This window comes from Streptomyces sp. NBC_01571 (assembly GCF_026339875.1).
Taxonomy (GTDB): domain Bacteria; phylum Actinomycetota; class Actinomycetes; order Streptomycetales; family Streptomycetaceae; genus Streptomyces.
On sequence record NZ_JAPEPZ010000001.1, the window covers coordinates 4,866,286 to 4,890,483 of the forward strand.

The following is a 24,198-nucleotide window of genomic DNA, read 5'->3' on the forward strand; positions in this document are numbered from 1 at the left end:
GCCCCTTTCCCTGTCGCCGCGCTCCCGCTCCGGCTTTCTAAGACCTGCGCAGCAGCCGCCTCACCGCGAAGACCACCACCAGCACCGCACCGACGGCCAGCGCCCCCTTGGCGCCGGAACCCAGGCCCCCGCCACCGTCTCCCGCCGACGACGAACCACCGCTCTTCGACGGGGACTTGGAGTCGGAGCCGCCCCCGGGGACCGAACCGGGCTGCACCGGGCTGTCCTTGCCCTCACTGCCGTACATCAGCTCGGACCCGTCGGGCGTGTACGTGACGGACTCGCCCTGTCCCTGCAGGGGAACGTTCAGCCGCCCCTGCCGCTTCGGCTGCCCGTCGTTCCAGGTGTACAGGATCCCGCCGAAGTACCCGCGCAGCGCCAGCTGTTCGCCGTTCGGCGAGAAGGCTCCGTCGGTGACCCAGAGGTCGATGGTGGCGACCCGGCGGAACACGTTCGTGCCGGAGGAGGAGAGCTGTGCGGGGCCCTCGTACAGGTGCCCGCCGTCCTCGTTCTTGTCGGCGATGTAGACCCGCCCGGTCTTCGGATGCACCATCAGCGCCTCCGCGTTGCGGGGCCCGTCCGCGTACTTCACGACGTACTGGGTGGCCCGGATCGTCTGGTCCTTGAGCACCTTCGGCTCGGGCAGCTTGTAGATCCAGACGTGGTTCCAGGTGCCGCCGAGGTTGTCGCCGATGTCACCCACGTAGAGATCGCCGTCCGGGCCCAGCGAGATGGCCTCGACGTCGCGGGGGGCGCCGACCCCGCTCATCGTGACGGTGGCGACGGTCTCGCCGGTCCTGCTGTCGACGGCGTAGAGGTACGGGCCGTCGTCGCTGTCGTTGTGCGTCCAGTAGATGCCGGGGTGCAGGTGCGAGGCGGCGAGTCCGCTGGACTCGGTGATCCGGGGGTCCTTGATCGTGAACCCGCCGTCCCCGCTGTCGGCGACGGCGGGCGCCGACAGCGCGACGACGAGGGCGGCTCCGGCGGCCAGTCGGGCGGCGGCTCCGGCGAGGTAGGAGGGCGATCGGCGCATGGCCCCAAGCCTGCCATCTCGAACGGACTTTCAGTTCGATCTCCGCCGGCGGCCGGCCCCGTATCGCGTCCGCGAGGCGTGTCCAGCCTCACACCCCCGGCGGTCATGCCCTCCGCACCGATCGTCCATGATGAGCGGATGCTCAGGTTCATGCCCGTCGGCGACTCCCAGACGATCGGGAGCGCGGGGGAACACACGTGGCGTTACCGGATGTGGCAGCACCTGCGCGCGACGTACGGGGGCCCGTTCCGGATCGTCGGCCCGCGCGAGACCCTGTACGACAAGGCGACCGAGTCCCCCGACTCGTACGAGTACGCGGAGCCGGACTTTCCGCAGGCCCATCTCGCCGGCTGGGGCGAGGGCTGGATCCACATGGTCCCGCTGATCCAGGACGCGGTCCGCGCGCACCGCGCCGACGTGCTCCTGGTCTCCCTCGGCCTGATCGACCTGGGCTTCTACACGAACGCGGAGCAGACGGCCGAGAACGTCCGCGCCTTCGTCGCCGAGGCCCGCGCGGCGAACCCGCGGATCCGGATGGCCGTCCTGCCGGTGATACCGAACGTCCGCGCGCAGTCCGACGCGCCCTTCGCCGCCGCGGTGAGCTCCTTCAACGACTTCCTCGCGAAGGCGGTCGCCGACCTCGACGAGCCCCGTTCCCCCCTGCTGCTCGTCTCCCCGCCCCCCGGGTACGACATCCACCTCGACACCTACGACGGCACCCACCCGAACGAGAGCGGCGAACACCGGATCACGGAGGCCTTCGCGGAGGCGATGTACCAGGCGTGGGACCTCGGGGAGCCGTACGCGGCCGACAGCGCCTGACCGAATCCCGGCGCACCCGGATCGTCGTACGTATCGTTGAACCGCGTGGCTGCGCTCGACCGGGTCGCGGCCGGGGAGGAGTGCCACGATGACCGTCCTCGAAGACAGGATCGAGATGGCCGACGACAACCGCGAACTGACTCTGGACACCCTGTTCGAGTCGATGGAGCGGACCACCCCCGAGGGATACAAGGTCGAGATCGTCGAGGGGACCGTCTTCATGGCACCGCAGCGGGACACTCACTGGGAAATCATCCTCGACATCGTCGAGCAGTTGCGCACCAAATACCCGCGCAGGCGCGTGAAGTCCGACGTGCGCATCGACTATCCGGGCCATCTCAACGGGTTCGCCACCGATGTGACGCTGGTGGCGGAGGACGCCGCCAAGGACTCCAAGGGGCTGTGGAACTGCCAGGACGTCGAGTTCGTCGCCGAGGTCATCTCCAAGGGGACGGCGGCCAACGACTACGGCCCCAAGAAGACCGCGTACGCGAACGCCGAGGTGCCCGTCTATCTCGTCGCCGACCCCTACCAGGGCAAGTGCCATCTGTACACCCAGCCCAAGGACGGCGACTACATCACCGAGACGACCGTCGCCTTCGGCGGAGAGGTCGACATGACGACCACCCTCCTCGGCCTCACCATCAGGACGGACGACTTCCCCCGGGACTAGGGGCTGTCCCGGCGTTCCACTCTTGCCTAGAGCGCACTCCACGCCGTTGGGTGGGGAGTCATGAAGTACACGCAGCTCGGACGCACGGGACTCAAGGTCAGCCGGCTCGTCCTCGGCACCATGAACTTCGGTCCGCAGACCGACGAGGCCGACAGCCACGCGATCATGGACGCGGCACTGGCCTCAGGGATCAACTACTTCGACACCGCGAACGTGTACGGCTGGGGCGAGAACAAGGGCCGTACGGAAGAGATCATCGGGAACTGGTTCGCCCGGGGCGGCGAGCGGCGCGACAAGGTCGTGCTCGCCACCAAGGTGTACGGCAACATGGCCGCCGAAGGCGACGCCTGGCCCAACCACGACAAGCTCTCCGCGGTCAACATCCGGCGGGCGGTCGACGCCAGCCTCAAGCGGCTCCGGACCGACTACATCGACGTCTACCAGTTCCACCACGTCGACCGCCGCACCCCCTTCGAGGAGATCTGGCAGGCGATCGACGTCCTGGTCCAGCAGGGCAAGATCCTCTACGTCGGCTCCAGCAACTTCCCCGGCTACAAGATCGCCCAGGCCAACGAGATCGCCGCCCGGCGCGGCGGCACCATCGGCCTCGTCAGCGAGCAGTGCCTCTACAACCTCGCCGAGCGACGCGCCGAGATGGAGGTCATCCCGGCCGCGCAGGAGTACGGGCTCGGGGTCATCCCCTGGTCGCCGCTGCACGGCGGACTGCTCGGCGGGGTCATCAGGAAGGAGACGGAGGGCGGCCGCAGGGCGGGCGGCCGGGCCGCCGAGTCGCTGGCCAACACCGCCATCCGCGCGCAGATCCAGTCGTACGAGGACCTGCTCGACAAGCACGGGATCGAACCCGGCGAGGCGGCGCTGGCCTGGCTGCTGACCCGGCCCGGCGTCACCGGACCCATCGTCGGCCCGCGCACCGCGCAGCAGCTCGACTCCGCCCTGCGCGCCGTCGAGCTGGAACTGTCGCAGGAACTGCTGTCCGCGCTGGACGAGATCTTCCCCGGCCCGGGTCCCGCGCCGGAGGCCTTCGCCTGGTAGCACGCCCCCGCAGGGCGTCCAGGGAGTCGTCAGGGGTGCGGGAACCACGCGGCCTGTCCCACGGGACCGGGGCTCGCGGTTCCCGCGCCACCCGGCGGGTCGGGCTGTCCCTGGTTCTCCCGGGGGCTGCCCGGCTCGCCCGGCCGCTGCCCGGTTCTCCCGGGTGCTCCCCGGTACTCCCGGTGGCTCCCCGGTGGAGCGCGCCGATCGCGGGCGGGCCGCCTACTTGACCGCCGCGGCCAGCGCCACCACGACGAACATCAGCACGAGCACACCGGCCATGATTTGGTTTCGGGTCTTGGGATTCACGCCATTGAGGTTAACCGGCGGCTCCCGGCCCCCTTCAGCCGCCCGCCCCGGCCAGCGCCCACCGCGCCACCGTCTCGTAGCGCGGCTGCTCCCCCGGGACCCCCGACCTGGGCAGATTGCTGCGTACGAGACACAGCTCGCCCGCCGTCCAGGGACACCCGGCGAAGTCGTCCAGGGCGGTGACGTACGCCTCGAAGTCCGCGGCCTGCCTGCTGCGGGCCACCGTCAGATGCGGGCGGTAGCGGCGGTGCTCGCCCATCGGGACGCCCGCCCTGCGCGCCGCCGCCTCCGCGCGGTCGGCGAGCAGGCGCAGAGTGGTGACGTCACCCGACACTCCGGCCCACAGGGCCCGGCCGCCGAAGTGGCCGCCGCCCCGGAGGGCGAGCGGGACGGGCGGCGTACGCCGGGCGGCCCGGGACAGCCGGTCCGCGAGGGGACCGGTGAGCTCCTCCTCGACCTCGCCGTAGAAGGCGAGCGTGAAGTGCCAGCCCGGACGGCCCGTCCACCGCAGACCGTCCGCGCCCGGCAGCCGGTGCAACGCGTCCACCGCCGCGCCGAGTTCACGTACCGCTTCCTCGGGTGGCAGCACGGCCGCGAAGAGTCTCATGGCCCCACTCTCCCAGGATCGGGGGCCACGGTCGCCGGTCAGACCGCCGTCGCCAGCCGTTCCTTGGGGACGAAGCGCACTTGCGGATGGCCGCGGTGCCAGCCGACCGACAGGCGCAGCCCGCCCACGCGGGCCAGGACCAGGCCGACGGCCGTCGCGGCGGCGGCCGAGACCAGACCGCCGAGAGCGAAGCCGACGCGCGGACCGTAGGCGTCGGTGACCCAGCCGACCAGCGGCGCCCCGAGCGGCGTACCGCCCACGAAGACCATCATGAACAGCGCCATGACACGGCCGCGCATGACGGGGTCGGTGGCCATCTGGACCGTGGTGTTCGCCGTGACGTTGACCGTCAGGCCGAAGACCCCGATCGGGACCATGAGCAGCGAGAAGAGCCACAGCGACGGCACCACGGCCGCCACCGCCTCCAGCAGACCGAAGGCCAGGGCCGCCGCGATCAGCACGCGCAGCCGGGCCGTGCCGCGGCGGGCGGCGAGCAGCGCGCCGGCCACCGAGCCGACCGCCATCAGCGTGTTGAAGAGGCTGTACGCGCCGGCGCCCGCGTGGAAGACGTCGTCCGCGTAGGCGGAGAGCCAGACGGGGAAGTTGAAGCCGAAGGTGCCGATGAAACCGACGAGGACGATCGGCCAGACCAGGTCGGGGCGGCCGGCGACATAGCGGAGGCCTTCGCGGAGCTGCCCCTTGCCGCGGGGCGCCCGCTCGACCATGTGCAGGTCGCGGGAGCGCATCAGCAGCAGACCCGCGAGGGGGGCCACGAAGGACAGTCCGTTGAACAGGAACGCCCAGCCGGTGCCCACACCGGTGATCAGCACGCCCGCGACGGCGGGGCCGACGAGGCGGGCCGACTGGAAGTTGGCGGAGTTGAGGCTGACCGCGTTCTGCAGCTGGCCGGGGCCGACCATCTCGGAGACGAAGGACTGGCGGGCCGGGTTGTCGACGACCGTGGCGAGGCCGACGGCGAAGGCCGCCAGGTAGACGTGCCAGACCTGGACGTGGCCGGAGAGGGTCAGGAAGGCGAGCGCGAGCCCGGTGAGGCCCATGGCCGTCTGGGTGGCCAGCAGGGTGGGGCGCTTGGGGAGCCGGTCGACCAGGACGCCGCCGTACAGCCCGAAGAGCAGCATCGGCAGGAACTGAAGCGCGGTGGTGATACCGACCGCGGCGGAGGATCCGGTGAGGCTCAGCACCAGCCAGTCCTGGGCGATGCGCTGCATCCAGGTGCCGGTGTTGGAGACGACCTGGCCCAGGAAGAACAGCCGGTAGTTCCGGATTCTCAGGGAGCTGAACATCGAGGACGACGAGGCCGCCGAGGGCGACGGTGGTGCCGAGGGCGCCGGGCCGGCCGACGCGGAAGACGGGGAGGTCGCGGCCGCCGAGGAGGCCGGGGCCGAGGGGATCCGGGATCCGGGTGTGCGGGACGGGCGGGTGGCACCGTCAGGGGTGGGCGGGGAGTCGTGGGTGGCTGGTGCGGGGGCGGAGTCTGCTCCGGATCCCGTACTCAAAAGGGCTCGCCTCCTCGGGGGCACGGACAACGGTGTCCAGGGTGAGGGCGTGCCGCCCGGACGTCGGTCGGCACGCCGCGCGGGGCATCAGATCTGCGCGAGCTTCTCCAGGACGGGAGCGGCCTCGCGGAGCTTCGCCCACTCGTCCTCGTCCAGGGCCTCGACCAGGCCGGCCAGCCACGCGTTCCGCCTGCGGCGGCTCTCTTCGAGCATCGCCTCGGCCTTGTCGGTCTGCGTGACGACCTTCTGTCGGCGGTCCTCGGGGTGAGGCTCCAGCCTGACCAGGCCCTTGGCTTCCAGCAGCGCGACGATGCGGGTCATCGAGGGCGGCTGCACATGCTCCTTGCGGGCGAGTTCACCCGGCGTGGCGGAGCCACAGCGGGCCAGGGTGCCGAGCACCGACATCTCGGTGGGGCTCAGCGACTCGTCGACCCGCTGGTGCTTGAGTCGACGTGACAGCCGCATCACTGCGGAGCGCAGGGCGTTCACGGCGGCAGCGTCGTCGCCATGGGTGAGGTCAGGCATGTATTTAGCTTAACTCATTACTCTCGCTAAAGAGCATCGGGGTGCCCGTGACACGGACCACTGAATCCCTTGCGTCACTCATACGAGTGAGTCCCGTGCGGAAAGTGACCCGCTCCGCGGCGAAGTCCGGCGACCCTCGACTCCATGGGGACCAGTGTGCTCAGCCTGCGGATAGACGGGGAGCTGCTCGACCGGCTCCGAGACCATGCCGCCAAACGCGGAATGAGCGTCCAGGACTATGTCGTCCGGACGCTCATTCGCGATGACTTCGACGAGCGGTTCCAGACCGCCGTCGACGAGACGGAGAAGTTCTACGGGGTCACGTGAGCCCGGGAGACACCGGGAGTCCCCGAGGGACGGGGACGCGTGACCCCGCCCGTCAGGTGAGGCCGAGGGCCGGCATCAGGTAGTAGAAGGCGAACACCGCCGACACCAAGTACATCGCGACCGGGATGTCGCGGCCCCGGCCCGCCGCCAGGCGCAGCACCACGAAGGTGATGAAGCCCATGCCGATGCCGTTCGTGATCGAGTAGGTGAACGGCATCATCACCATGGTCACGAAGGCCGGGATCGCGATCGTGTGGTCGGCCCAGTCGATCTCGCGGACCGAGCCGGACAGGATCAGGAAGCCGACCGCGAGCAGCGCGGGGGTGGCGGCCTGGGACGGGACCATCGTGGCGATGGGGGTCAGGAAGAGCGCCACGGCGAAGAGCGCGCCGGTGACGACGTTCGCGAAACCGGTGCGCGCGCCCTCGCCGACGCCCGCCGTGGACTCCACGAAGCAGGTGGTGGCCGAGGAGGAGCTGGCGCCGCCCGCGGCGACCGCGATGCCGTCGACGAAGAGGACCTTGTTGATGCCGGGCATGTTGCCCTGCGCGTCGGTCAGCTTGGCCTCGTCGCTGACGCCCATGATCGTGCCCATCGCGTCGAAGAAGCACGACAGCAGCACGGTGAAGACGAAGAGGATGCCCGTCAGCACGCCGACCTTGTCGAAACCGCCGAAGAGGCTGACCTTGCCGACGAGCCCGAAGTCCGGGGTGGCGACCGGGTTGCCCGGCCACTTCGGGGTGGTCAGCCCCCAGGACGGGATCGTGGCGACGGCGTTGACGATCACCGCGAGCACCGTCATGGTGACGATCGAGATGAGGATCGCGCCCGGCACCTTGCGCACGATCAGCGCGAGGGTGAGCAGTGTGCCGAGGACGAAGACCAGGACCGGCCAGCCGTTGAGGTGACCGTCGGAGCCGAGCTGCAGCGGCACGGTGGTCTGGGCGACGTCCGGGATGCGGGAGACGAAGCCGGAGTCGACCAGGCCGATCAGCATGATGAACAGGCCGATACCGATCGAGATGCCCTTGCGCAGCCCCAGCGGCACGGCGTTCATGACGCGCTCGCGCAGCCCGGTGGCGACCAGCAGCATCACGATGAAGCCGGCCAGCACGACCATGCCCATGGCGTCCGGCCAGGACATCCGCGGGGCGAGCTGGAGCGCGACGACCGTGTTCACACCGAGGCCGGCCGCCAGCGCGATCGGCACGTTGCCGATGACGCCCATGAGGAGGGTGGTGAAGGCCGCGGTCAGGGCGGTCGCGGTGACCAGCTGGCCGTTGTCCAGGTGGTGCCCGTACATGTCCTTCGCGCTGCCCAGGATGATCGGGTTCAGCACGATGATGTAGGCCATCGCGAAGAAGGTGGCGAGACCGCCGCGGATCTCGCGCGGGACGCTGGAACCGCGTTCGGAGATCTTGAAGTAGCGGTCGAGGGCGTTCCGCGCGGGCCGGGACTCCGGCTCCTGCGGGGCGGGGGCCTTGGTGGCGGCCGAGGTGGACATGCGGGTCCTCAAGCGTGCGGGGGGGGACGGGGAACATGATCGAGTCCGGCCGGCGGTCGATCGCCCACCAACGGGATCCCCGGTCACTGTTGGTGTTTCCTACGAATACAACTGGCCAGACTCGGACTGTTTCAGTATGAACATATGAATCGGAAATGGCTATCTCCGCGCGTAGACCGTTGAGGGACACCGGGAACACGGGTGCGAGCATCGGCCGGTCCGCGGCCTCGTAAGCTGTGCCCATGGCGAAGTGGACCCCCAAGCACGAGGCGCCGGAGCCCCTGGAGGGGCCCGTCGTCGCCACCATCACGGGCGGCACGATCCTCTGGTTCGTCCTCTTCCTGGTGCAGCTGCCGTTCTACGGCTGGTACGACGATCACGGGCACACCTGGTGGGTGTGGACCTGCCTGGCCGGCGCGGGCCTCGGCCTGATCGGCATCTGGTACGTCCGCAGGCGCGACGCCGCCATCAAACGGGCCGCGGCGGCCGGTACCGCGCCGTCGTCCACCGCCGCGGAGTAAGCGGCTCCGCCCAGCGTCCTCCGCCCTGCGGCCTCCAGACTCCGACCACGGCATCACGGCCCGCCGCCCCCCGTCCTCCCCTGGTCGGATCTTCGGGGCACTCGGCAGGTGAAGCCCCCCTTCCGCACGTACCGTCGAATGCATGACGCACATCGACGCGGGCGCGGAACTGGATCCGGTGCACCCCGTGCCTCTCCCCGCCCCCGGGCGGGCCAAGGGGCTGTCCGCCGCCGAAGTGGCCGAAAGGGTGGCGCGCGGCGAGGTGAACGACGTCCCGGTGCGCAGCAGCCGCTCACTGGGCGAGATCGTCCGCGCGAACGTCTTCACCCGGTTCAACGCGATCATCGGTGTGCTCTGGCTGATCATGCTGACCGTGGCTCCGTTCCAGGACAGCCTGTTCGGGTACGTGATCATCGCCAACACCGGGATCGGCATCATCCAGGAGTGGCGGGCCAAGAAGACCCTGGACTCGCTCGCGGTGATCGGCGAGGCGAAGCCGACGGTGCGCAGGGACGGGGTCGCCGCCGAGGTCAGCACCTCGCGGATCGTGCTCGGGGACGTGATCGAGATCGGCCCCGGGGACAAGATCGTCGTCGACGGCGCCTGTGTGGAGGCCGACGGCCTGGAGATCGACGAGTCGCTGCTCACGGGTGAGGCCGACCCCGTGATCAAACGCCGCGGCGACAAGGTGATGTCGGGCAGCTTCGTGGTGGCGGGCGGCGGCGCGTTCACCGCGACGAAGGTGGGCCGGGAGGCGTACGCGGCACAGCTCGCCGAGGAGGCGTCGCGGTTCACGCTCGTCCACTCCGAGCTGCGCAGCGGTATCTCCACGATCCTCAAGTACGTGACGTGGATGATGATCCCGACCGCGATCGGTCTGGTCATCAGCCAGCTCGTGGTCAAGCAGCACGGCTTCAAGGACTCCGTCGCGCGGACGGTCGGCGGGATCGTGCCGATGGTCCCCGAGGGCCTCGTCCTCCTCACCTCCGTCGCCTTCGCGATCGGCGTCATCCGGCTCGGCCGGAAACAGTGCCTCGTGCAGGAACTTCCGGCCATCGAGGGCCTCGCCCGCATCGACACCGTCTGTCTCGACAAGACCGGCACCCTCACCGAGGGCGGCATGGACGTCACCGAGCTGCGGTCGCTGGGAGGTGCCGACGAGTCGTACGTACGCAAGGTCCTCGGCGCGCTCGGCGAGTCCGACCCGCGGCCGAACCCCTCCCTCCAGGCGATCATCGCCGCCTACCCGGACAGCGAGGACTGGCGCTGCGTCGAGTCGCTGCCCTTCTCCTCCGCCCGCAAGTACAGCGGGGCGTCGTTCAGCGAGGGCAACGGCGAGTCCGGTACGTGGCTGCTCGGCGCCCCCGACGTGCTGCTGCCCGCCGGGGACCCGGCGCTCGCCGAGACCGATCGGCTGAACGAGGAGGGGCTGCGGGTCCTGCTGCTCAGCCGGGCCACCCGGGACCTCGACGATCCCGAGGTCAAGAAGGGCGCCCGGCCGACCGCGCTGGTCGTACTGGAGCAGCGGCTGCGCCCGGACGCGGCGGACATCCTGCGCTACTTCGCCGAGCAGGACGTCCGGGCGAAGGTCATCTCCGGCGACAACGCGGTCTCGGTCGGCGCGGTGGCCGGGAAGCTCGGTCTGAGCGGCGAGGTCGTGGACGCGCGCCGGCTTCCCGACGAGCGGGAGGAGATGGCGAAGTCACTGGACAAGGGCACGGTGTTCGGGCGCGTCACCCCGCAGCAGAAGCGCGACATGGTGGGCGCGCTGCAGTCGCGCGGCCACACGGTGGCGATGACGGGCGACGGCGTGAACGACGTCCTGGCCCTCAAGGACGCCGACATCGGCGTGTCCATGGGGTCGGGTTCGGAGGCGACCCGGGCGGTCGCCCAGATCGTGCTGCTCAACAACAGCTTCTCGACGCTGCCCTCGGTGGTGGCGGAGGGCCGCCGGGTCATCGGCAACATCACCCGGGTCGCGACCCTGTTCCTGGTGAAGACCGTCTACTCCGTGCTGCTGGCGGTGCTGGTGGTGTGCTGGCGGGTCGAATACCCCTTCCTGCCCCGGCACCTGACCCTGCTGTCCACTCTGACGATCGGCATCCCGGCGTTCTTCCTCGCGCTCGCCCCCAACACGGAGCGGGCGAGACCGCACTTCGTACGGCGGGTCATGCGCTACTCGATCCCCGGCGGTGTAGTCGCCGGGGTCGCCACCTTCGTGACCTATCTGGTGGCGCGTCACCACTACACCGGGCCCGACCAGTTGAACGCGGAGACCAGCGCCGCGACGCTGACGCTGTTCCTGATCTCGATGTGGGTACTGGCGATCATCGCCCGGCCGTACACCTGGTGGCGGATCGTCCTGGTGGCCTCGATGGGGCTGGCGTTCCTGGTGGTGCTCGTGGTGCCCGCGTTGCAGCACTTCTTCGCGCTGAAGCTCGTCGGTGCGCAGATGCCGTGGATCGCGGTGGGCATCGCCGCGGTGGCGGCGGCCGCCCTGGAGTTCCTGTGGCGATGGGTGGACCGCCGCATTCCCGCGTGAACGGCGCGGTCCCCGCGCCCCTGGAGGGGGCACGGGGACCGTACGACAGCGGGTCGGCGGCCGCCGCCCGGCGTCACGCCGGAGACGGACTAGCGGACGTCGACGTAGTCGCCCGTGGCCTTGACGGCCGGGGTGGTCGAGGTGCCCGCGAAGCTGTAGCGGTAGTAACCGTCGACGGACGCCTTGGTGGTCGTCTTCAGGTTGCCGGTGCCGTCCGTCTTGACGGTCTTGACCGTGGTGTACGTGGTGCTGTTCTTCTTGCGGAACTGCAGCTGGACGGACTGGCCGGTGTAGCCCGCGTACTTGTTCGTCTCCCAGTTGGCGCGGGACAGCTTGCCCGTGACCGTGAGGGTCTTGCCCTTCGTCACCGGCTCCGGGGCGGCGTTGACCGTCAGCTTGGAGTAGCGCTGGACGTTGACGGTGCCGAGGCCGCCCTGGACGGCCATGCCCTCGATCGTCTGACCGCTGGTCTCGATGGCGAGGCCGGCCGCCTTCCAGGAACCCGCCTCGGAGTTCAGCAGGTCACCCTCGGCCGGGCGGATGTCGATGACGGCCTTGCAGCTGGCGGAGGTCGCCGAGGTGGCGGTGCAGCTGCCCGGTTCGTCGCCGAAGAGGAAGCTGGAGGGCTCCTCCACCGAACCGCGGTACAGGAACGGGCCGGCCTGGAAGTCCGGGGAGGTGATGTCGACGTCGGCGCCGTGCTTGAGCGTGTACGTGACGGGGACGACGACGTGGTTGGTGATACCGACGGCGATGGCCTTGCCGTTGTTCACCTTCATGCCGGAGAAGGTGACATCGATGGGCGCCGGGTCCGCGGTCGTCGCGGTGAACGCGGCCCTGCCGGACCCGGAGTGCGCAGCTCCCAGGACCTTGGCGACGTCCGCACGGTAGGAGGAGCCGGAGTCGGCGGCGTGCGCGGCCGGCACGACGAACGCGGAGAGGGCCAGGGCGCCGGTAGCGGCAGCCACAGTGGCTCGAATGCGCATGCGATCCCCAAGTGGAGAAAGGGGCCCCTACGGTGGTCGTTCCTCGCGGCTCGTCGTCACTCGGGGCCCAAGTGATGTGGAGTCTCTTGACTCGGAAGATCAGATCCGTGACAGGAGTGAATGGTTGTACGCGTGGTGAGGATTTTGTGCGTACATGACCAAGGCCGCATCGAGCGGCCCCGCCGGGCCGGTACGGACGGTCGCCGCGCACCGTCCGCACCGGCCGCCCGCCTCAGTCGAACCAGCGGTCCCGGCCCAGTTCCTCCGTGCGGGACGGGTCCTCCAGCAGGGCCGCGACCTCGAAGCGGCGCGGCCACTGTCCGGCGGCCCAGGCGAGGCCGGCCGCCACGCCTTCCAGGGTGGACGCGTGCAGCACCCCGTCCCGGGTACGGCGCCAGTCCAGTCCGGTGCCGTCGACGACGAGTTCCTCGTGCTCGACGTACGAGGTGGGGGCCGAGGGGCCCAGCAGGATCCGTACGGACTCCGGTACGTCGTGTTCGGCGCCCTCGGAGGTCACCTCGCCGGTCACCGACTCGCTGAGGCGCCGCACCTGGAACAGTTCGGCGAGGTCGGCGGCGCGGGACGGGCGGACCGGGAGCAGGGGCATGCCGCCGGTGAAGGGCAGCAGGTCGGGCGAGTCGACGACCACGGCGTCGGCGGCGTCCACCACGGTCACCCGTCCGTCCAGTACCGCGCGCAGCTCGTCCGGCAGGGTCACCCGCTCGGGCTCCAGATCGGCCAGGGCGCCGTACAGGGCGTGCAGTTGGGCCCCGGAGACCTCGCGGTCGGGGTCGGCGAGCCGTTCGAGGAGCTCGGCGGCGCCCCCTGGCTCGTCCAGCAGGGCGGCGACGGACGTGCGGACGCCCAGCGCCCGCAGCACCTGCTCGTCGTCGAAGCCGGTCGCGTCGGCCTCGTCGTACAGCCCGCGCAGGAGCGGGTCGCCGCCCGCGGCGAGCAGCCCGGCCGGGTGACGCCCGTCCAGGACCGGGTGGCCGCGCAGCCACCAGGCGGAGTACGGCCGGACGATCTCGTGGGTGCCGTCCGGGAGCAGGATGCGCACCGGCTGGGTCAGCGCGTCGCGCAGCGGCGGCCGGGACAGCAGCGCGAGCGCCTGCGGCCACCGCTCGTCGTCCACCAGGTCCAGGTCCCGTACGGCGACGATCTCGGTGGCGACGGGCGGTACGGGGGTGTCGGGCAGCCGGTCGAGAACGTCCTCGCACCACACGTCGACGGCGTCCAGCAGCCCCGCGTCGTCTGGTTCGGCGAAGTCGGTGTCGCGGGGCTCCAGTTCGTCCGGGTCGAGGACCACGTCGGTGGCGCGCACCAGGGTGAAGTTGGCGAGCACACCACAGGCGGCGAGCGGCTGCTCGCCCCACCGGTCGGCCAACTCGGAGTCGACGAAGGCGAGTTCGTCCTCGCGCATGACCTGGGCGAACGGGCTGCCGGGCAGCACCAGTTCGCCGGCGGGGGCGAGTTCGCCCTCCTCGTCCGGCAGCGCGAGGGCACCGAGCCAGGGCTCGTCGCCGGGTTCGAGCGCGGCGTCGCGGACCAGGGCGAGGACCAGCTCCGCCACCTCCTCGGCGTCCGGTGCCTGCTCGTCCCAGCCGATCCCCTCGTCGTCGAGCGAGGCGGCGACGGCGGCGCGCACCTGCGGGGTGGTGAGGACCGCGCGGGGAGTGGCCGAGAGGGCGCCCAGCTTCTCCAGCAGCGGGTGGGCGGCGTCCGGGTGGGCGACCTTGAGGCCGAGGCGGGCGAGGGTGTCCGGGGCGGCGGCCCGCATGTCCTCGGAGCCGGGCAGCAGGATCTGCCGGGGCCCCACCGCCGTCCGGCCGTCGGCGAGCGGCACGGGCAGGCCGGACAGCCGGTCCGGGTCGACCCCGGCCAGGCTCTCGTACAGCCGCCACCACCAGCCCGGGTCCTTCTCCAGCCCGGCCAGCCGGTCCACGGCCTCGGCGAGCGGGACACGGGCGACGCCCAGCGTCCGGAGCTCCACCCGGCGCTCCAGGCCGGCGGGCAGCAGACTGGGCAGCACCTCGGCGAGCACCCGGACGGTCTCGGCACCGGCGCCCTCGACGACCTCGGCGTCACGGGGGCGCAGGGCGGCCGGGTGCTCCGCGGCGCTGCTCTCGGGCCAGTCGGCGACGTTGTCCTCGCCGGCGTTCTCCGGCGGGGCGGCCGACGGCAGGAAGGCGGTCCGCGGCAGCCGGTCGAGGATCGCGCGGCGCAGCACGCCGTCCAGCTCGCCCTTGCCGAGCGGGCCCGGCACCAGGTCGATGATCCCGGAGTCCACCGGGCTCCAGGCGGCGAGCAGTTCGGCGTACGCGTCCGCCGCGCGCTCCACCAGGAAGTCGGTGAGCGGGCCCGGGGCGGCGTGCCGCCGGCTGGTGTCGAGCGGCAGGGAGGCGATGAGCAGGGCGGGCACGCCGAGCGGCTCGTCACTGGGGGTCGGCGCGTGCACGACGGGGCTGGTGCGGGGGCGGCCCGGGGTGCCGTCGGTGTCGACCGGGACGGCCCAGGTCACCGACCAGTGCGGACGCAGCCGCTCCTCGACCGGACGGTCGGCGAGGAGGGCCGGGTCCAGGGGGCCGTGGTGGGAGACGGTGCGCCAGCGGGTGGCGCCGTCCCGGGAGTCCTCCAGGGTGACGCCGTGCTCCTCCGACCTGCGGCGCAGCGTCCGTACGTCGCCTCCCGTGCCGCCGTCGCCGATCTCGACGACCACTTCCTCCAGGCCGGGCAGGGCGAGCAGGAGCGCGTCGTCGAGCCCTCGCAGCAGGCGCTCGGCGAGATCCTCGGCGGCGGTGTCCCGCAGCGGGAGGATGACGGCGGTGTCGTACGGGCCCGGGGCGGTGCCCTCGGCCGCGAACGGCAGCCGCAGCAGGGGCACATGGCCGTCGCGGCGGCGGATCTCGTCGCCCAGTCCCGGGCTGTGGCGGGCGGTGTCCGCCGCCAGTTCGCGGGCCTCCGCGAGGGACCAGCGGATACCGCCGTGCCGGCCGACCACGGCGGGCTCGTCGGTGACCGCGACGACCGCGGCGAAGCCGACGCCGAAGCGGCCGACGGCGGTGTCGTGGGCGTCGCGCTTGGCGGAGGCGCGGAGGGTGGAGAGCGACTCGACGCCGGCCGCGTCGAGGGGGGCGCCGGTGTTGGCGGCGACCAGGACCCCGTCGCGGAGGGTGAGCCGGAGGCGGCCGGGGACGTGGGCCCGGGCCGCCGCGTCGGCGGCGTTCTGGGCGAGCTCGACGAGGAGGCGGTCACGGTATCCGCCGAGGACGAGGTCCTCCTCGGCGTTGGCGTCCTCGCGGAACCGGGCCGGGCTGGTGGCCCAGGCGTCCAGCACGCCGCGGCGCAGACGGGCCGTACCGAACGGGTCCGCGCCCTCGGGTGCCGGTTGCACGAACTTGCTCACGGTTCACTCTCCCTCTCGCTTCGCGCGACCGCGAGCGCTGGGCTCGGTCGCGGCACGAAGGTACCGTGCGGGGCGGTGGGGGTCGGTCGCGCAGTTCCCCGCGTTGCCCTGCGGGGTGCGGCCGGGGTCCGGTGGTGGGCTGTGCCATGTGGGCTGGCTGCGGGCCGGTGGGGGCTGGGCGCGCAGTTCCCCGCGCCCCTTCAGGGCGGCACCCGGAGGCACGTCACAGGGGTGCCCGGGAACCAGTGGCAGGCCACGCCATGTGGGCTGGCTGCGGGCCGGTGGGGGCTGAGCGCGCAGTTCCCCGCGCCCCTTCAGAGCGGCTCCTTCAGGGCGGCACCTTCAGAAAGTCACCTTGAGAAGGTCACCTTCAGGGGGTCGCCTTCAGGGGTCGCCTTCAGGGGGTTCTTCGAAGGGGCGGTCCGTGGTGTCAGCCCGTCCGGCGTTTGAGGACGAGGCCGTTCAGGCCGGAGCGGGGGGCCGGGGGCGGCAGCCCCCGGTGACGGGACACCGGGGTTACGAGTGGCCCAGTTCGGACGACGGCTCGTCCGGGGTGATCGAGACCGAACCGGAATCCGGCGAGGGCCGGAGCGGGAAGGGATCGACCCGGGTCTCGTCGATGACCGGCGGCGCCGGCCGCGGCGGCGCCGGCATGACCGCGGCCTCGGAGTGCCCCCCGCACCCGTACGAGAGCGCCACGACCCGCCCGTCCGCCGGCGAGAACTCATTCGCACAGACACCGAACGCCTGTCCGAGTGAGCCCCCGATCGGATTCAGGAAGCCGCAGCTGACGCACGACGCGGGCGCCGCCTGCGCCATCGCCGTCTTGGGCCCGTACGACTCCTCCCACCGGTCGGCCGCGACATGCAGCCCGTACCGGGAGAGCACCCGCGCCCGGCGCAGTCCGAGCTCCTCCGCCACCGCCGCGATCGAACCGCGGCGCGGCGCGAACGGAAGGTGCGCGGGAACGCCCTCCGTCACCTCCGCGTCCTCCGCCTCCACCAGCTCGGCCATGTCCTCCGAGACGGCGGAGTTCGGCGCGGGCTCGTCCTCACCGGAGAAACCGGGTTCGAGCCGCAGATCCTCGGCGTCCGTGGGCAGCAGGTCCCCGGGGCCCATGTCACCGGGCCGCAGCCGCTCGCTCCACGGCACCCACTCGGGCGCGAGAAGGGCGTCGGAGCCGGGCAGCAGCACCGTCTCGTCCAGGGTGACGATCTTCGCCCGGGAGGCACGGGCGACCGTCACGGCCCAGCGCCAGCCCCGGTAGCCGAACTCCTTGCACTCGAAGTAGTGCGTGACGACACGGTCCCCCTCGGAGACCACCCCCAGGTGTTCACCGACGACGCCGGGGGCGGCTGCCTCCTCGGCGGCGGTGCGCGCGAGGTCGACGGCCTCGGCGCACAGACGGTCGGGGGTGCGGCTTCGCGTGGTCGCTGCGCTCACAGGTATCGCTTCTCTCCTACGCCGTCTCACGGGTGCGCCCTTCCTCGGCGGCGGTGCGGACGGAGCGGACCGGTGGGCCGCGTCGACGTCCGCGCCCGATCGCGCTCGGGCGCACCTACGCCATCCATTCTGCGGGATGGCCGAGAGGCGCGCGGCCGAGAACAACCGCCGCAGGCGCGTTACGCACGCTACCTTCTCCTGAGCCCTGGGCCCACACCGGCGGGGCGCTTCCGCACTCCGCGCCGGTGTTCTTCGCCGTCGCGAGGCGGCGTTTTCCCACTGTCCGCCCCTTCTCTGCCGGACCGGAAGGCGCTCCGCCGCGCCGCTCCCGGTCGGCCGGAAAGCGCGCCCGGCCCCTCCACGGGCGGCCCGGCACGGGCCCGCACCGGCCCCACTCGGCCTCTATACGCGCGGTAACCGCACTACCCACGCCATTCTCGGGGCACTATTGCGGAGTGGCAGCCGCGAGGTCGTCCCCAGGAGCAGCCGGAATCGGCAGCACCAAGGGGAACATTCGAAGGGGCGGATCGGGCCGGATGAGCGGGTCCGTCCGCGCGGTCGGCCGTGCCCTGCACTTCCCGTTCACCGGCACGGCCCGCGGAATCCGCAAGGCGACGCACGCGCACGGGGCGGGCGAGTCGGGCCTCGGCAAACTGATCGAGCTGCACGCGGTCAACGGCGCCGGCGACGTCATGATCACCATCGCCCTCGCCTCCACCGTCTTCTTCTCCGTGCCCACCGACGAGGCCCGCGGCCGCGTCGCCCTCTACCTCGCCATCACCATGGCGCCCTTCACCCTCCTCGCCCCGGTGATCGGCCCGCTCCTGGACCGCCTGCCGCACGGCCGCCGGGCCGCGATGGCCGGCGCGATGCTCGCCCGGGCGATGCTCGCGCTGCTGCTGTCGGGCGCGGTCGTGAGCGGCAGCCTGGAGCTGTATCCCGCCGCGCTGGGGGTGCTCGTCGCGTCCAAGGCGTACGGGGTGGTGCGCAGCGCCGTCGTACCCCGGCTGCTCCCGCCCGGGTTCTCCCTGGTGAAGGCCAACTCACGGGTCACCCTCGGCGGACTCCTCGCCACCGGCGTCGCCGCGCCCGTCGGAGCGGGACTGCAGGCCCTCGGTCCGCGCTACCCGCTCTACGGCGCCTTCGCGATCTTCGTCGCGGGGACGTTCCTGTCGTTCACGCTGCCGCCGAAGGTCGACTCGGCCAAGGGCGAGGACAGGGCGCTGCTGGCCGCCGACGAGGACCATGTGCGCCGGCCGCAGCGGGAGAGGACACCACGACCAGGACTGCGCACCGTCGGTACGGCGGTCACCCACGCCCTCGCCGCCAACGCCGCCCTGCGCTGCCTCTCCGGCTTCCTGATCTTCTTCCTCGCCTTCCTGCTGCGCGAGCATCCGCTCTCCGGCCAGAGCGCGGCCGTCTCGCTCGGGATCGTGGGCGTGTCGGCCGGCGCTGGCAACGCGCTCGGCACCGCGGTCGGGGCCTGGCTGAAATCCCGCGCCCCCGAGATCATCGTCGTGACCGTCGTGGCGTGCGTGCTGGGCGCCGCGATCACCGCCGCCCTCTTCTTCGGGGCCGTCCTGGTGGCCTGCCTCACGGCGGTCGCCGGGTTCTCGCAGGCACTCGCCAAGCTGTCCCTGGACGCGCTGATCCAGCGGGACGTGCCGGAGCTCGTACGGACCTCCGCCTTCGCGCGCTCCGAGACGCTGCTGCAGGTGGCCTGGGTGTTCGGCGGCGCGATCGGCATCGTGCTGCCCCTCAACGGCACGCTGGGCCTCTCCGTGGCGGCCGCGATCGTCGCCGTCGGGTGGCTCACCACCGTCCGGGGGCTGATCGGCGCGGCCCGGCACGGGGGCACGGCGCGGCCACGCGTGGCATGACTGCGGCACGCCGTACCCCACGTGGGGAGAGCGGTGCACGTGCCCGATAGCCTTCGGCCATGACCTCCCTGCCCCGCGGCAGAGCCGCCAATGGACATCACCGTCGCGCCGTTGCCGCTCTCGGCGCCGTTTCCGCCGGACTTCTCGTCCTGTCCGCCTGTGACAAGCCGACGCCGCTGGCCACGATCACGGTCGGCAAGAGCTCGGTGAGTTCCGAGACCGACTGCTACAACGACGGCAAGGCGGTGAGCAGCGCGGACCTGGCCAAGTGCCTCAAGGCCAAGGACATCAAGTCCATCAAGGTCGACCCCGATGACACCGTGCGGTTCGGCGTGGACCCGAAGATCGCGGACAACGGCTGGACGATCCTGATGAACGGTCAGCCGCTGACCGAATCCAGCAAGAAGACGTACCGGACGATCCCGGGAAGCGTGTTCTTCAACGCCCAGTACGGGGCCAGCGGCAACTCCACGCTCGTCTCCATCAAGGAGGGCGACAAGACGGTGACCGGACTGTGGTCGTTCAAGCTCAAGAAGGACGCCTGATCGCGGCCGCTGGGCCGAAGGTGCTGGTGGCCACCGCGGTTCCGGTCGAACGGGACGCGGTGGCCGGGGCGTTCGCGGGCCCGCACCATGAGGTGCGGCTCCCCGGGGTGACCCTCCACCGGCTGTCGCCCGCCCCCGCCGTCACGCCGCCCGGCGCCGCCCAGGCCGCCGGGCCGACCCTCGATCTGCTGGCCGCCGGTGTCGGCCCCGCCCTCGCCGCCGCCTCCGCCGCCGCCGCGCTCACCGCGGGCGCCCTCGAAGGCGCCCCCTACGACCTGGTCGTCTCCGCCGGGATCGGCGGCGGTTTCCAGCCGGACGCACCCGTCGGGTCCCTCGTCGTCGCCGACGAGATCACCGCAGCGGATCTCGGCGCCGAGACCCCGGACGGGTTCCTCCCGGTGACGGAACTCGGCTTCGGCACCGTCACTCACCGTCCGCCGGAAGCACTCGTACGAGAGCTCGTGGCGGTCACCGGCGCACGCGCCGGGACCGTACTGACCGTGTCCACCGTGACCGGCACCGCCGAGCGCACCGACGCACTGCGCGCCCGGCACCCCCGCGCCCTCGCCGAGGCCATGGAGGGCTTCGGCGTGGCCGAGGCCGCCGCCGCCCACGGCGTGCCCGTACTGGAGCTGCGCGCGGTGTCGAACGCCGTCGGCCCGCGCGACCGCGCCGCCTGGCGCATCGGCGAGGCTCTCACGGCCCTCACCGAGGGTTTCGGGAAGCTCGCGCCCGTCCTGGAGAGTTGGAACCCACATGAGCCCTGAGAAGCTGCCCGAGCCCCTGCGGATCGCGTACTCGCCCTGCCCGAACGACACCTTCGTCTTCGACGCCTGGGCCCACGGCCGCGTCCCCGGCGCGCCCCCCCTCGATGTGACCTTCGCGGACATCGACATCACCAACGGCATGGCCGAGCGCGGTAAGTTCGACGTACTGAAGGTGTCGTACGCCGTGCTGCCGTACGTCCTCGACGAGTACGCGCTGCTGCCCTGCGGCGGCGCGCTCGGCCGGGGCTGCGGCCCGCTGGTGCTGACCCGGGAGGCGGCGGGCGGGGACACCGCCCGACCCGGCGGGAGCCGAGGGGCCGGGGGACTCACGGGCGCTACGGTCGCCGTGCCGAGCGAGAGGTCGACGGCGTACCTGCTCTTCCGTCTGTGGGCGGCGGACCAGGTGCCGGGCGGCGTGGGCGAGATCGTCGTGATGCCGTTCCACGAGATCATGCCCGCCGTACGGGACGGGAAGGTCGACGCCGGACTCGTCATCCACGAAGCCCGTTTCACGTACCAGAACTACGGCCTGCACAAGCTCGCCGACATGGGGGAGCACTGGGAGCTGACGACCGGGCTGCCCATCCCCCTCGGCGCGATCATCGCCAAACGCTCGCTGGGACAGGAACGCCTGACCGAACTCGCCGCCGCGACCCGCGCCTCGGTCCGCGCCGCCTGGGACGATCCCGAGGCCTCCCGCCCGTACGTCCTCGCGCACGCCCAGGAGATGGACCCCGCCGTCGCCGACCAGCACATCGGCCTGTACGTCAACGAGTTCACCGCCGACCTCGGCGAGGACGGCTACGCGGCGATCCGCGGCCTGCTCACGCGCGCCGCGGCCGAGGGACTGGTGCCGCCCCTCGGCCCGGACGCGCTGAGGTTCCCGTAGCCCGGCGTTGCCGTGACCAGGGGTTCCCGTGACCGGGGCTACACGTCGAGTTGGTCGGCGACCGCCCGCAGCAGGCCCGCGATCTTCTTCCCGGAGGTCTTCTCCGGGTAACGGCCCTTCTCCAGCATCGGTGTGATGTTCTCGAGGAGGGTCGTCAGGTCCTGCACGATCGAGGCCAGTTCGTCCGGTTTGCGGCGCTGGGCGGCCGCGACGGAGGGGGTCGGGTCCAGGATGGTCACCGAGAGCGCCTGGTCGCCGCGCTGACCGGCGACGACGCCGAACTCCACACGCTGGCCCGGCTTGAGAGCATCGACTCCGGCGGGCAGGACCGAGGAATGGACGAAGACGTCGCCGCCGTCGTCGCGGGAGAGAAAGCCGAAGCCCTTCTCGCTGTTGAACCACTTGACCTGGCCGGTAGGCACGTCTGTCCTCGTCCTCGTACTCGTCGGGAAACGCTCTGAAAACTGCTCGGGCACTTACGTCGGAAGTTGCTCCGGCAACTTCGGGCAACCACTGGGAAACTGCTCTGGACAGCACTGCAGCGGGCCGTCCGACCCGCCGGTACCAAGGCTAATGGTCCGGGGGCCACTGACAAGACGTCGCCTGACTGTTCCTTCGCGCTGGGAACTACCCTGGTCCGGTGCGTGACAAAACCCAACCGAATTCCGCAGAACCGGGTGACCGGCTGATCCGCGCCGGTGCACTCGTGTTCTTTGCCGGTGCCGTGGCCACACTCGTCACCGTGGCCCCGCTGCTTCTCGACACCAAACCCTTTCCGACCTACATGTTCGGATTGAGCATGCTCATGGGCGTCGGTTTTCTCATCGCCGGAGCCGGGGTGTTCCGGTCGGTCGCGGCCGGCCGCCGCCGGGCCCGCGCGGTTCAGGCGGGCGCGGCCTCGCGGTAGCCGCCCAGCCACGCCGGGAAGTGCGTCAGGTCGGTGAGGACGACGTCCGCGCCGGCCGCGCGCAGCTCCGCCGCGTCGCACGGCCCGGTGGCCACGGCGACGGAGTACGCGTCCGCGGTGCGCGCGCCGCGGACGTCGCCGGTGTGGTCGCCGACGTACACGCCCGCGCCGTGCTCGCGCAGGGCCTCCGCCTTGCGCTCGGCCCACAGGTTGCCGACGACCGCGTCCGCGCCGATCCCCAGGTGCCTGAGGTGCAGCTTGGCGTTGGGCTCCCACTTCGCCGTGACGACGACGGCACGCCCGCCCGCCGCCCGCACCGCCTCGACGGCCTCGTGGGCACCCGGCATGGCGAGCGTGCCGGTGATGGCGTACTCGGGATACAGCTCGCGGTAGAGGTCGGCGACGGCCGGGACCCGCTCCGCCGGGAACCAGTTGAGGAGCTCCTCCTCCAGCGGCGGTCCGAGCCGGGTGACGACGAGGTCGCAGTCGATGTACGTGTCCGTGCGTGCCGAGAGCGCCTGGTAGCAGGCGTGGATGCCGGGGCGGGAGTCGATCAGGGTCATGTCGAGGTCGAAGCCGACGGTCAGCCCGCGCGAGGGCATCGGTGCTATCTGCATATGGACCATTGTGCCCAGGCGGGCGCGGAGCGGTCCGGGGCGGCCCGGGGTCCAGGGGCGGCCCGGGGTGCGGTCCGGGGGATGCGAGGCCCTTCAGCGGCGGCGCTGGGAGCGCCACACCAGGTACAGCGCCGAGGCGACCGCAGCGCCGCGCACCACCCACGGCCAGGTCTCCGCGAGCGCCTCGTCCATGTGGCCCTCGGCGATCGGATCGCCCCAGCGGCCGTCCGTACGGCCCCACAGCCAGACGATGCCGGCCACGGCCACCAGGCCCGGCATGCCGAGGACGGCCCACTTCGACTCGTGGGGGCTCAGACGGCGGGACGCGTAGGCGATGAGCCAGCCGAGCCCGAGCGCGAACCAGTTGCCGAGAGCGGCGCCCGCGACGAGGAGGACGGCGGCGAGCAGGAGCAGGGGGTTGCTCCGCGTACGCGGGCGGGGGAGCCGCACCCGGGGCGTGCGGCCCTCGTCCTCGGTGACGGGGACCGCCTTCCCGGTCTTCGGCGCACTCGTCGCCCGCACCGGTTTCGCCCGTGCCTTCCGCTGCCACCACGACGGGCCCGGTTTCGGCGCGGGGTCCGCCTCTTCGCCGGAATCGGCGTCCGCCTCGACGCCGGCATCGGAATCGGTGTCGGTGCCGGAATCGGCTTTCCGGGGCCTCGGCGGTGGTTTGAGCAACCCGGGGATCTCCACGCCGCCGACGAAACCCGGCACGCTGTCCCCGAGTTCGAACGGCTCGCCGTCCACGCGCCACCAGTCCTGTGGGGTGGAGGCGTCGTCCGGGTCGTAGGAGCCGGCGTGGTGGAGCGGTGAGAGGTGGTCGTCGGTGGTGGCCCCGGTGCCGTCCGCGTCGGAGGTGCGCCGCGGCCTCGGGACGACCCTGCGCAGACCCTTCGGGCGGGCCTCCGGTTCACCGGCGCGCTGGGTGGGCACGGCGGCCCGGGTGTCCGTGCCCGTCTCGGACGCACCCTGACGGGCCGAGGTGACGATCTCGTCCGGTGTGCCCAGGCGGGAGAGGATGCGGCGGACGGCCGCCGGGTTGTCGACGGGAGCCTTCGACCGGCGGCGGTCGATCTCGTTGCGCAGCTCCGAGACGAGTCGCATCCGGGTGGCCGAGGGCAGCTGGCGCTGCTGGGCCAGGTCTCCGACGCGGCTCAGATAGTCGAATACGAGCTGGTCGCTCTCAATCCCCACGAAGTCCCCTCCGGGGCGCGTGCGTTGAATACCCCGTGGCCACGACGGTACCGTGTCGGGCCCGGTTCCCGGGGGCCGCCGCCCCCGGACCCCCGCATCGGCCCGGACGGCCTCGTCCTCAAGCGCCGGAC

Annotated in this window: 22 protein-coding genes; 11 read left to right on the forward strand and 11 right to left on the reverse strand. The window is 71.8% G+C overall.

What is annotated here, in order from left to right:
• Positions 1–37 precede the first annotated feature (37 nt).
• Positions 38–1,033 (reverse strand): WD40 repeat domain-containing protein, encoded by a 996-nt coding sequence (locus tag OHB41_RS21860; protein WP_266699917.1) that lies wholly within the window; start codon positions 1,031–1,033, stop codon positions 38–40.
• 138 nt (positions 1,034–1,171) lie between these two features.
• Here OHB41_RS21860 and OHB41_RS21865 point away from each other — a divergent pair, with 138 nt between their 5' ends.
• From OHB41_RS21865 to OHB41_RS21875, 3 genes are all read left to right on the forward strand, one after another.
• Complete coding sequence (locus OHB41_RS21865) at positions 1,172–1,855, forward strand: SGNH/GDSL hydrolase family protein (RefSeq protein WP_266699918.1); 684 nt, start codon at positions 1,172–1,174, stop codon at positions 1,853–1,855.
• Positions 1,856–1,943: 88 nt separating this feature from the next.
• Entirely contained in the window at positions 1,944–2,528 is a 585-nt protein-coding gene (locus OHB41_RS21870) for a Uma2 family endonuclease (protein ID WP_266699919.1), read from the forward strand.
• A gap of 60 nt (positions 2,529–2,588) precedes the next feature.
• The gene (locus OHB41_RS21875; RefSeq protein ID WP_266699920.1) at positions 2,589–3,581 is read left to right on the forward strand and encodes an aldo/keto reductase; all 993 of its coding nucleotides are present in this window, start codon (positions 2,589–2,591) and stop codon (positions 3,579–3,581) included.
• A gap of 343 nt (positions 3,582–3,924) precedes the next feature.
• On the opposite strand, the gene thpR is transcribed toward OHB41_RS21875, so the two are convergent.
• The 3 genes from thpR to OHB41_RS21890 all read right to left on the reverse strand — a co-directional run bounded on the left by thpR (position 3,925) and on the right by OHB41_RS21890 (position 6,539).
• A complete protein-coding gene (gene thpR / locus OHB41_RS21880; protein ID WP_266699921.1) occupies positions 3,925–4,497 on the reverse strand; it encodes an RNA 2',3'-cyclic phosphodiesterase in 573 nt (190 codons plus the stop codon).
• Positions 4,498–4,535: 38 nt separating this feature from the next.
• Positions 4,536–6,014 carry an MFS transporter gene (locus OHB41_RS21885; RefSeq protein WP_526024947.1) on the reverse strand — a complete coding sequence of 493 codons (1,479 nt, stop codon included), beginning with the start codon at positions 6,012–6,014 and terminating at the stop codon, positions 4,536–4,538.
• An 87-nt stretch (positions 6,015–6,101) separates the two neighbouring features.
• Positions 6,102–6,539, reverse strand: a complete 438-nt coding sequence (locus OHB41_RS21890; protein ID WP_266699923.1) for a MarR family winged helix-turn-helix transcriptional regulator — start codon at positions 6,537–6,539, stop codon at positions 6,102–6,104.
• Between the two features lie 144 nt (positions 6,540–6,683).
• Here OHB41_RS21890 and OHB41_RS21895 point away from each other — a divergent pair, with 144 nt between their 5' ends.
• Complete coding sequence (locus OHB41_RS21895; RefSeq protein ID WP_148008990.1) at positions 6,684–6,866, forward strand: ribbon-helix-helix protein, CopG family; 183 nt, start codon at positions 6,684–6,686, stop codon at positions 6,864–6,866.
• 52 nt (positions 6,867–6,918) lie between these two features.
• On the opposite strand, the gene OHB41_RS21900 is transcribed toward OHB41_RS21895, so the two are convergent.
• The gene (locus OHB41_RS21900; protein WP_266699924.1) at positions 6,919–8,370 is read right to left on the reverse strand and encodes an NCS2 family permease; all 1,452 of its coding nucleotides are present in this window, start codon (positions 8,368–8,370) and stop codon (positions 6,919–6,921) included.
• Positions 8,371–8,612: 242 nt separating this feature from the next.
• On the opposite strand from OHB41_RS21900, the gene OHB41_RS21905 reads away from it, so the two are divergent.
• The gene (locus tag OHB41_RS21905; RefSeq protein ID WP_266699925.1) at positions 8,613–8,891 is read left to right on the forward strand and encodes a DUF2530 domain-containing protein; all 279 of its coding nucleotides are present in this window, start codon (positions 8,613–8,615) and stop codon (positions 8,889–8,891) included.
• Positions 8,892–9,033: 142 nt separating this feature from the next.
• Positions 9,034–11,433 carry an HAD-IC family P-type ATPase gene (locus OHB41_RS21910; protein WP_266699926.1) on the forward strand — a complete coding sequence of 800 codons (2,400 nt, stop codon included), beginning with the start codon at positions 9,034–9,036 and terminating at the stop codon, positions 11,431–11,433.
• A gap of 89 nt (positions 11,434–11,522) precedes the next feature.
• On the opposite strand, the gene OHB41_RS21915 is transcribed toward OHB41_RS21910, so the two are convergent.
• The 3 genes from OHB41_RS21915 to OHB41_RS21925 all read right to left on the reverse strand — a co-directional run bounded on the left by OHB41_RS21915 (position 11,523) and on the right by OHB41_RS21925 (position 17,268).
• Positions 11,523–12,419, reverse strand: coding sequence for a hypothetical protein (locus OHB41_RS21915; protein ID WP_266699927.1), 897 nt, complete (start codon positions 12,417–12,419; stop codon positions 11,523–11,525).
• A 232-nt stretch (positions 12,420–12,651) separates the two neighbouring features.
• On the reverse strand, positions 12,652–15,825 hold the full coding sequence (locus OHB41_RS21920; RefSeq protein WP_266699928.1) for a sacsin N-terminal ATP-binding-like domain-containing protein: 3,174 nt from the start codon (positions 15,823–15,825) through the stop codon (positions 12,652–12,654).
• Positions 15,826–16,341: 516 nt separating this feature from the next.
• Entirely contained in the window at positions 16,342–17,268 is a 927-nt protein-coding gene (locus OHB41_RS21925; protein ID WP_266699929.1) for a DUF3027 domain-containing protein, read from the reverse strand.
• 455 nt (positions 17,269–17,723) lie between these two features.
• Between OHB41_RS21925 and OHB41_RS21930 the strand changes: the two genes are divergently transcribed.
• The 4 genes from OHB41_RS21930 to OHB41_RS21945 are packed head-to-tail and all read left to right on the forward strand — an operon-like array spanning position 17,724 to position 21,349.
• On the forward strand, positions 17,724–19,148 hold the full coding sequence (locus OHB41_RS21930) for an MFS transporter (RefSeq protein ID WP_266699930.1): 1,425 nt from the start codon (positions 17,724–17,726) through the stop codon (positions 19,146–19,148).
• A 59-nt stretch (positions 19,149–19,207) separates the two neighbouring features.
• The gene (locus OHB41_RS21935) at positions 19,208–19,693 is read left to right on the forward strand and encodes a DUF2771 domain-containing protein (RefSeq protein WP_266699931.1); all 486 of its coding nucleotides are present in this window, start codon (positions 19,208–19,210) and stop codon (positions 19,691–19,693) included.
• A 26-nt stretch (positions 19,694–19,719) separates the two neighbouring features.
• Entirely contained in the window at positions 19,720–20,460 is a 741-nt protein-coding gene (locus tag OHB41_RS21940; protein ID WP_266699932.1) for a futalosine hydrolase, read from the forward strand.
• Positions 20,450–21,349 (forward strand): 1,4-dihydroxy-6-naphtoate synthase, encoded by a 900-nt coding sequence (locus tag OHB41_RS21945; protein WP_266699933.1) that lies wholly within the window; start codon positions 20,450–20,452, stop codon positions 21,347–21,349. The genes OHB41_RS21940 and OHB41_RS21945 overlap by 11 nt, the downstream gene beginning before the upstream one ends.
• A 38-nt stretch (positions 21,350–21,387) precedes the next feature.
• Here the strand turns inward: OHB41_RS21945 and OHB41_RS52045 are convergent, their stop codons facing one another.
• A complete protein-coding gene (locus OHB41_RS52045) occupies positions 21,388–21,771 on the reverse strand; it encodes a cold-shock protein (protein ID WP_323138390.1) in 384 nt (127 codons plus the stop codon).
• Positions 21,772–21,989: 218 nt separating this feature from the next.
• Between OHB41_RS52045 and OHB41_RS21955 the strand changes: the two genes are divergently transcribed.
• Positions 21,990–22,256: a hypothetical protein gene (locus OHB41_RS21955; RefSeq protein WP_266699934.1), complete on the forward strand. Its 267-nt coding sequence runs from the start codon at positions 21,990–21,992 to the stop codon at positions 22,254–22,256.
• Here the strand turns inward: OHB41_RS21955 and OHB41_RS21960 are convergent.
• The gene (locus OHB41_RS21960) at positions 22,232–22,873 is read right to left on the reverse strand and encodes an HAD family hydrolase (RefSeq protein ID WP_526024948.1); all 642 of its coding nucleotides are present in this window, start codon (positions 22,871–22,873) and stop codon (positions 22,232–22,234) included. The two genes, OHB41_RS21955 and OHB41_RS21960, sit on opposite strands and share 25 nt — an antisense overlap.
• Positions 22,874–22,966: 93 nt before the next feature.
• The gene (locus OHB41_RS21965) at positions 22,967–24,067 is read right to left on the reverse strand and encodes a dihydrolipoyllysine-residue succinyltransferase component of 2-oxoglutarate dehydrogenase complex (RefSeq protein WP_266699935.1); all 1,101 of its coding nucleotides are present in this window, start codon (positions 24,065–24,067) and stop codon (positions 22,967–22,969) included.
• Between the last annotated feature and the right edge of the window lie 131 nt (positions 24,068–24,198).

What these genes read in the sequence shown, in the direction of transcription:
- OHB41_RS21860 (WP_266699917.1), bottom strand. Translation starts at nt 1,033, where the DNA reads ATGCGCCGATCGCCCTCCTACCTCGCCGGAGCCGCCGCCCGACTGGCC.
- OHB41_RS21865 (WP_266699918.1), top strand. Translation starts at nt 1,172, where the DNA reads ATGCTCAGGTTCATGCCCGTCGGCGACTCCCAGACGATCGGGAGCGCG.
- OHB41_RS21870 (WP_266699919.1), top strand. Translation starts at nt 1,944, where the DNA reads ATGACCGTCCTCGAAGACAGGATCGAGATGGCCGACGACAACCGCGAA.
- OHB41_RS21875 (WP_266699920.1), top strand. Translation starts at nt 2,589, where the DNA reads ATGAAGTACACGCAGCTCGGACGCACGGGACTCAAGGTCAGCCGGCTC.
- thpR (WP_266699921.1), bottom strand. Translation starts at nt 4,497, where the DNA reads ATGAGACTCTTCGCGGCCGTGCTGCCACCCGAGGAAGCGGTACGTGAA.
- OHB41_RS21890 (WP_266699923.1), bottom strand. Translation starts at nt 6,539, where the DNA reads ATGCCTGACCTCACCCATGGCGACGACGCTGCCGCCGTGAACGCCCTG.
- OHB41_RS21895 (WP_148008990.1), top strand. Translation starts at nt 6,684, where the DNA reads ATGGGGACCAGTGTGCTCAGCCTGCGGATAGACGGGGAGCTGCTCGAC.
- OHB41_RS21900 (WP_266699924.1), bottom strand. Translation starts at nt 8,370, where the DNA reads ATGTCCACCTCGGCCGCCACCAAGGCCCCCGCCCCGCAGGAGCCGGAG.
- OHB41_RS21905 (WP_266699925.1), top strand. Translation starts at nt 8,613, where the DNA reads ATGGCGAAGTGGACCCCCAAGCACGAGGCGCCGGAGCCCCTGGAGGGG.
- OHB41_RS21910 (WP_266699926.1), top strand. Translation starts at nt 9,034, where the DNA reads ATGACGCACATCGACGCGGGCGCGGAACTGGATCCGGTGCACCCCGTG.
- OHB41_RS21915 (WP_266699927.1), bottom strand. Translation starts at nt 12,419, where the DNA reads ATGCGCATTCGAGCCACTGTGGCTGCCGCTACCGGCGCCCTGGCCCTC.
- OHB41_RS21935 (WP_266699931.1), top strand. Translation starts at nt 19,208, where the DNA reads ATGACCTCCCTGCCCCGCGGCAGAGCCGCCAATGGACATCACCGTCGC.
- OHB41_RS21945 (WP_266699933.1), top strand. Translation starts at nt 20,450, where the DNA reads ATGAGCCCTGAGAAGCTGCCCGAGCCCCTGCGGATCGCGTACTCGCCC.
- OHB41_RS21960 (WP_526024948.1), bottom strand. Translation starts at nt 22,873, where the DNA reads ATGCAGATAGCACCGATGCCCTCGCGCGGGCTGACCGTCGGCTTCGAC.